The sequence below is a fragment of the Ideonella azotifigens genome, assembly GCF_006519715.1.
GTDB lineage: Bacteria > Pseudomonadota > Gammaproteobacteria > Burkholderiales > Burkholderiaceae_C > Ideonella > Ideonella azotifigens.
In genome coordinates this window covers 1-6,805 of record NZ_VIDT01000275.1, presented here as the reverse complement: position 1 = coordinate 6,805, position 6,805 = coordinate 1, and the positions used below count along the sequence as shown (strand labels likewise).

Annotated in this window: 3 protein-coding genes; all 3 read left to right on the top strand. The window is 61.6% G+C overall.

The genetic code is table 11. The features are described from left to right. Window positions 1-529 precede the first annotated feature (529 nt). Complete coding sequence (locus FKP22_RS16635; RefSeq protein ID WP_141288572.1) at window positions 530-2,656, top strand: type I secretion system permease/ATPase; 2,127 nt, start codon at window positions 530-532, stop codon at window positions 2,654-2,656. Window position 2,657: 1 nt separating this feature from the next. Then, the gene (locus FKP22_RS16630) at window positions 2,658-4,139 is read left to right on the top strand and encodes an HlyD family type I secretion periplasmic adaptor subunit (protein WP_141288571.1); all 1,482 of its coding nucleotides are present in this window, start codon (window positions 2,658-2,660) and stop codon (window positions 4,137-4,139) included. A gap of 546 nt (window positions 4,140-4,685) precedes the next feature. Continuing rightward, window positions 4,686-6,805: calcium-binding protein (locus FKP22_RS16625; protein ID WP_510606717.1), on the top strand; the 2,120-nt coding region annotated here is incomplete at its 3' end.

Sequence of the window (6,805 nt, the reverse complement as noted above, 5' to 3'; positions counted from 1 at the left end):
CGCGTTGCAGGGGCGCAGGCCTTGCGCCAGCACCTTCACCGACAGCGGCGGGCGGGCGGTGCGCAGGTGCACCGTCAGCGAACCTTCTGCCCGTAACCAAGCGGCAGCTTGCCCCGATGTTGGACGCCCTCCGCTGCGCCGCCCTGTCGCGTGCGAGCCAATCCAAGCCCCGCCAAACGCGCGAAACCTACTCGTGCAAATTCCCATACGCAACTACTTTGTAAATCTGAGCAAAGCAACGGATAACATTGAGGGGATTTTGCGTCGCGGTCGAGGCTCTCTCAGCCGCCCAAGCCCACCAAGCGCCATAGAGCGCGGGCAGATCCACAACGAAGACGCTCAGGGAGGAACCAAGGCGCCGTAAAGGCGGGGGTGCGCCCTGTTCTGTCTGCCATTCGCTCAGTCATCTGCTGAGCGCGACAGGACCATGCAGGCGCCCTCGCAGCACACCGAACCTCTCACCTCCGACGCGGAATCCGCAGCCGAGGCGCCATCGCAAGGCAGGCTCCAGGCCTTTCAAGCCCTGGCCATGCTGGCCCGGCTGCACCATGTCGCAGCGGAGCCTGCCTCATTGCTACACGAGTTGGGGCTCTCGCCCGACGAAGCGTGGCAAATCGAAGACGTGCTGCTCGCGGCCCGCAGCATCGGCCTCAAGGCCAAGGTGAGCAACCCACCTGCGGAACGGCTTGCTCAGAACCCCTTGCCCGCATTGGCCATTCTCAAGGAACCGGGTGCGGGTAAAAACGCGTCGGTGCGACTGGTGGTTTTGGCCCAGTGCGACGGACAACGTGTCCTGTTGATGGCCCCTGGCACAACCAGTGACAGCCACAACGGCCGCCCCACCATCGAACCGCTGGAGGCATTCCTCGCCCAGTGGACTGGCGAGTTGGTGCTCGTGACCAGCCATGCCAGCTTGGCAGGTGAGCTCGCGCGCTTCGACTTCAGCTGGTTCATTCCCAGCATCGTCAAGCACAGGCGCTTGCTGGGCGAGGTGCTGCTGTTCTCGCTGTTCCTGCAGTTGTTCGCGCTTGTGTCCCCGCTGTTTTTCCAGGCAGTGATGGACAAGGTGCTGGTCCACAAAGGCTTGAGCACCCTGGACGTGCTGGCCGTTGGCCTGCTGGGCGTGGTGCTGTTTGAAAGCACGCTCACGGTGCTGCGCGCCTACGTGCTCAGCCACACCACCAGCCGGATCGACGTGGAACTGGGCAGCCGCTTGCTGCGCCACTTGCTTGCCTTGCCGCTGGCCTACTTCCAGGCCCGCCGAGTGGGCGACTCGGTGGCCCGCATGCGCGAGCTGGAAAACATCCGAAGCTTCCTCACCGGCAATGCCCTCACGCTCGTTCTCGACCTGCTGTTCTCTACGCTGTTCATCGCCGTCATGTTCAGCTACAGCACGTCACTGACGCTGATTGTCGTGGCCTCCTTGCCAGCCTATGTCCTGCTCAGTCTGCTGGTGGTACCGGTGCTGCGCGGCAGGTTGGCGGAGAAGTTTGCGCGCGGCGCGGAAAATCAGGCCTTGCTGGTCGAAACCATCGCCGGCATCCAGACCGTCAAGGCCACTGCACTGGAGCCGCAGGTCGCTCGCCGCTGGGACCAGCAACTGGCCGCCTACGTCAGCGCGAGCTTCAAGACGCAGAACCTGGCGCAGGCCGCCCATGAAGGCGTGAACCTCGTCGGCAAGCTGGTGAACGTGGCCACGCTGTGGTGGGGCGCCCAGCTGGTGATGGACGGCTACCTCAGCGTGGGTCAGTTCGTCGCCTTCAACATGTTCGCCGGGCGGGTGGCCCAACCCATCATGCGCATGGCGCAGATGTGGACGGATTTCCAGCAAACCGGACTATCCATGGCCCGGCTGGGCGACATCCTCAACACCCCCACCGAAGTGCGCCCGCAAAGCGCCTCGCCGCTGCCGGTCTTGAAGGGCCGTGTGAGCTTCGATCAAGTCAGTTTCCGCTACCGGCCCGATGCGCCCCCGGTGCTGCACAACATCAGCCTGGACATCCGACCCGGCGAGGTGATCGGCATCGTCGGCCGCAGCGGCTCCGGCAAAAGCACCTTGACCAAGCTGGTTCAGCGCCTGTACGCCCCTGAGCAGGGCCGCGTGCTGGTGGATGGCCACGACATTGCGCTGATCGATGCCGCCCAGCTGCGACGCCAGATCGGCGTGGTGCTGCAGGAAAACTTGCTGTTCAACCGCAGCGTGCGCGAGAACATCGCCATCGCCGATCCGGCCGCGCCACTGGAGGCCGTGCTGCGCGCCGCGCACCTGGCCGGCGCCCATGAGTTCATCGCGGAATTGCCCCAGGGCTATGACACCCTGGTGAGCGAGCAAGGCGCCAGCCTCTCGGGCGGACAACGCCAGCGAATTGCCATCGCCCGCGCGCTGTTTGCCAACCCTCGGGTGCTGATCTTCGACGAAGCCACCAGCGCGCTGGACTACGAAAGCGAAGCCATCATCCAGCGCAACATGGCGGCGATCTGCCAGGGGCGCACCGTGATCATCATCGCCCACCGGCTCTCCGCCGTGCGGCGAGCCCATCGCATCATCGCGATGGACAAAGGCCGCATCGTGGAAGCCGGTAGCCACGAAGAACTCATCGCACGGCCCAAGAGTCTCTATGCCCACCTGTGGCAGCTTCAAACAGGAGGGGCATGACATGGCCGCCCAGATGACAAATCACCCCGCATGGGCCTTGTTCCAGCGCTACGCCGCCGTTGGCAAGGCCGCCTGGCAACACCGCCACGAACTGGCCGGCCCGGCGCGGCTGAGCGATGAACTGGCCTTCCTGCCCGCCCACCTCAGCCTGCAAGACACGCCCGTGCATCCAGCGCCTCGCCGTGCCGGCATCGCCCTCTGCGCGCTGTTCACTGCCGCGCTCGTCTGGAGCGTGCTGGGCAAGATCGACATCGTGGCCGTGGCCAACGGCCGGGTGATCGTGCACCAGCGCAGCAAGACCGTACAGCCGCTGGACACCAGCGTCGTCAAAGCCATCCACGTCAAAGACGGCGATCAGGTCCAGGCAGGGCAGTTGCTGATCGAACTCGACCCCACCAACGCGCTGGCCGATGCCAGCCGCGTCGACCAGGAGCGCGCCTCGGCTTACAGCGAAAGCTTGCGCACCCAGTTGCTGCTGAGCGCGCTGTCGGCCACGCCCGTCCTGGCCCCAACCTGGCCCGCGCAGCACGAGTTGGCGCCAGACGATGCCGCCTTGGCCAAAGCGCAGTTGCAGACGGAGTGGGACGACATCAGCGCCAAGCTGGCCAAGCTGCAGGCCGAACTGGAAACTCGCGTTGCCGAGATGGACACCGCCCAGCAGCAGGTGGCCAAGCTGCAAACCACCCTGCCACTTGCCATTCAGCGCGAGGCCGATTTCAAGGCCCTGAGCGCCCAGGGCTTCGTGGCCGGCCATGCGGGACAGGACCGCACCCGCGAACGCATAGAACTGGAGCGCGACCTGGCCACCGCGCAGGCCAGAACCCGCGAGACCCGTGCCGCGCAACTCGAAAGCCAACAGGCTCGCCTGGCCTACCGAGCCGAGACCCTACGCAACCTGCGCGAACGCCATGGCGAAGCCGAGCTCAAGCTCCACCAATCCGACGAAGAGCGCCACAAGGCCAGCCAGCGCACCGCTTTGACCCGCCTCACCGCCCCCGTCAGCGGCAGCGTGCAGCAGCTCGCGGTGCACACCGTGGGCGGCGTGGTCACCCCCGCGCAAGTCCTGCTGGTGGTGGTGCCCAACGACGCGCAGGTCAGCGCCGAGGTCAAGCTGGAGAACAAGGACATCGGCTTCGTCCGCGAAGGCCAGTTGGCCGAAGTGAAGTTCGAAACCTTCCCCTTCACCCGCTACGGCACCGTGCCCGCCACGGTCACCACTGTCTCGGCCGATGCCGTGCTGGAAGACAAGCGCAGCACCGCCAGCACCTCGACCACTGCCACCACCGAAGACACCACCTCCGTGGCCAGCTTCCCCGCCCTGCTCACGTTGCAGGCCTCCACGCTGAACATCGACGGCAAAACCGTCCGCCTCACCCCCGGCATGAACGTCACCGCCGAAATCAAGACCGGCAAGCGAAGAGTGATCGACTATCTGATTTCACCGATTCGCCAGCGGATTTCGGAAAGTGCGGGGGAGCGGTGAAATGGATTTCCACATCATGAATTTGCATGGTATTCATGGTCTTCCACATCGTAGATGATGAGGTTCTTTAATGGGCTACCGTCTTTATCATTTTCAAAGCCAGCTGGGCCAAAAAATAGCCAACTGAAGGCCGCCCACGCACGCCGCATTAATACATGCTAGAGAAAATATTAACAACAAGCAAAGCGTAGTCGACCATGCAACTTCCCAAGACCAGAAAACAGCATCCTGCAGGCACGAGATAATGCGCAAGGCAATTGACCACCAATATATTTACAGTCAATTCAATCCGCATCAACAAATCCCCCGCACATTTTTCACCAAAGCAATCCACCCAACCACCCAAGCATAATCACCTCAAACGACAAAAATGACCACGCTATATGCCTACATCTTCGCCACACTTGCCGGATCTATTTTATCGTGGTTAATATACAAAATAATATACTCTAGATTTAACAAGAAGATCTCCTTCGACGGATCCCAGTTCATCATTGGAATTATTCTCCTTTTCTCCTGCCTTATTTACGCAATCACGGACTTCATATGAGCCTACCTACATTTTTCTCCAACTTCTTTTCAGAAATGGCTCGCCGCATGGCTGTGGCGGTCCCGATAAACATTCCGTTTGGCGCACTCGGCGTACCTGGACCGGTTCCGTCGTTATTCGGATACCTCCTTTATCCAACTGAAGCAAATGCTCCGACCTTATTCGACACAGACGCCGATGGCTTTATCCATCCGAGCGAAGGCAGAACCTGGCCTGTCACCGCACAAGAACAGGCGGAGATGGATAAATACAATGACATGATTCGAGGGATCTCAGCGGCTCAAAAGTCCGCGCTTGACGAGGCACTGGCGGAGACATTCCCAATTTCCAGTGGTGCAATCAATGTTTCAACAAACACCAACTTCAACGCCGCCCTCAACTGGCGCCCACGCCGCGACCCGCTTGCGATTGACCTGGACGGCGATGGCATCGAGACGCTGGCTGTGGGGACCAATCCCGTTTTGTTCGACCACGACGCGGATGGCGTCAAGACCGGGACCGGGTGGCTCAAGGGGGATGACGCTTGGTTGGTGATGGACCGCAATGGCAATGGCAGCATTGACACCGGGCGCGAGCTGTTTGGCGTGGATACCCAGATCACGCGGGCGGACGGCAGCACCGGGCTGGCCAGCAGCGGCTTTGAGGCGCTGAGCAGCCTGGATGCGAACCACGACGGGGTCTTCAATGCGCAGGACGCGGCCTTCACTGAAGTTCGTCTCTGGCAGGACCTGAATGCCGATGGCATCAGCCAGGCGGGAGAGCTTTTCACGCTGGGTGACAAGGGCATTGTGAGCATTGCGCTTACTGCGGAAACCGGAACCAATGCCGATCTGGGCAACGGCAACGCCGTGACCGGCAAGGCCGATGTGATCCGCGCGGATGGCACCGCCACTGAGGTGGATGCTGTGAACCTTGCGGACAATGCCGTGGCCAACCTCAATTTGGCCAGCAATCCTTTCTACCGCGAGTTCACCGACACCATTCCCCTTACGGCGACGGCAGCTGCCTTGCCGGAGATGACGGGCAGCGGGTGGGTGCGAGATTTGCGGGAATCGATGAGCCTTGAATCGGCAAGCGCAGCGCAACTGCAAACGCAGGTGTCATCTTTCGCCGCCGCCGACAGTCGAGATGAGCAGCTTGCACTCGTTGACAGCATCCTCAGCGATTGGGCAATTTCCTCCGGCCGATACAACGCGCCATTTGGCACGCTCATCGCGCTCAACAAGTCCATCGTGACGAACGGATCCACCACCACGACTCACTACACCGAAGCGGAGCCCGGTTCGTATGACCTTTCGCAGCAAGTCGTACCAGCGCTTGATGTGAGATTTTCTCAGGGCTATTACATATGGGACACGATTGGCCCAGGTGTTTATGGCTACGTACCGGGCCCCGAGGCGCTGGAGATCGTTCGGCGCATGACGATGCTGGAGATCTTCAATGGCAGCCGGTTTTTTGACATCACCCAAACCACGACCAATACAAGTCCCGGCGGGAGCCAGAGCGGCGGTGGCAGCGGCGGCGGCGGTGCCGCCCCCACAAAGGGCTTGGTCACGCAATTGACGGTGACCCTCTCCGCCGATCAGATCAATTTCATTAACCAAGCGTACGAAGCATTGCAGTCATCCGTCTATGGCGCGCTGGCAATGCAAACGCGGCTGGCAGACTACCTGGACAGCATCCAGTTGGTCATTGACGACCAAGGCGTGCAATTCGACACCACAGGGCTGACGACCCTGCTCACGGAGAACAAGGCGGTCAACCCGCACGATGCCATCCTTGATCTGGTTGACCTGAACCGCTATTCGCACGACACCCTCGTGGCCGTTGGCTATGACGGGATGAATGCGCTGCGCACCTGGGTGGACGAACTCCCCGCGGATTCGTCGATCAGAAGCGACTTGGCAGCCGCGCATGTGCTGCTCGCCACGTCCACCGCTGCGCCAACTGGCTCTAGCAGCGACGACCTGTACCTGGGCAACGGCGCCAACAACACCTTCAACGCCAACGCAGGAAACGACTTGGCGGATGGCGGCGCCGGCAATGACGTGATGCACGGCAACGACGGCAACGACCAATTGCTTGGCGCTGGTGGCAATGACACGCTATATGGAGA